Origin of the sequence: Mesorhizobium sp. M1A.F.Ca.IN.020.06.1.1, assembly GCF_004023265.1 — a bacterium.
In the GTDB taxonomy this organism is placed as follows: Bacteria; Pseudomonadota; Alphaproteobacteria; order Rhizobiales; family Rhizobiaceae; genus Mesorhizobium.
On record NZ_RZSR01001675.1, the window covers coordinates 1 to 595 of the forward strand.

General features: G+C 63.2%; 1 protein-coding gene. It reads left to right on the forward strand.

Translation table 11 applies throughout. The annotated features are described in order from the left end of the window. Positions 1-512 (forward strand): YjbE family putative metal transport protein (locus EOA60_RS36285; RefSeq protein ID WP_128312793.1); only part of this gene is annotated, 512 nt, incomplete at its 5' end. Positions 513-595: the final 83 nt, after the last annotated feature.

The following is a 595-nucleotide window of genomic DNA, read 5'->3' on the forward strand; positions in this document are numbered from 1 at the left end:
TGGTGGCAGCGACGGTGCTGCGCATCCTGTTCGCGGCGGTTACCGTCAAGCTGCTTGCAATCGTCGGACTGTTGCTCGCCGGTGGCATCCTGCTGTTATGGGTATGCTGGAAGATGTATCGCGAGCTGCGCACCTCCCATGCCGACGAGCACGAGGCGACGGAGGCGCTCGCCAATTCCGATCTCGACAGCGACAAGGCGGTTGCCGGCAAGGCGCCGCGCAAGACGCTTGGCCAGGCGGCGCTGCAGATCGTCGTCGCAGACGTGTCGATGTCGCTGGACAACGTGCTGGCCGTCGCCGGCGCCGCGCGTGATCATTTCTGGGTGCTGATCGTCGGCCTCGTGCTGTCGATCGGCTTGATGGGCCTTGCCGCCAGCTTCATTGCGCGGCTGCTGCACCGTTACCGTTGGATTGCCTATATCGGCCTGCTGATCATCCTCTATGTCGCGCTAGACATGGTCTACAGGGGCACGATGGAAATCTGGCCGCATGTCAACAACGCGGTGAGCTGACTGCCGCCACCTGACGCGGGCTTTGGCCGGCCACTGATCTGGCCTCGCATTGCGTTTTGCCGCAACAAGGACCAGCCCATACC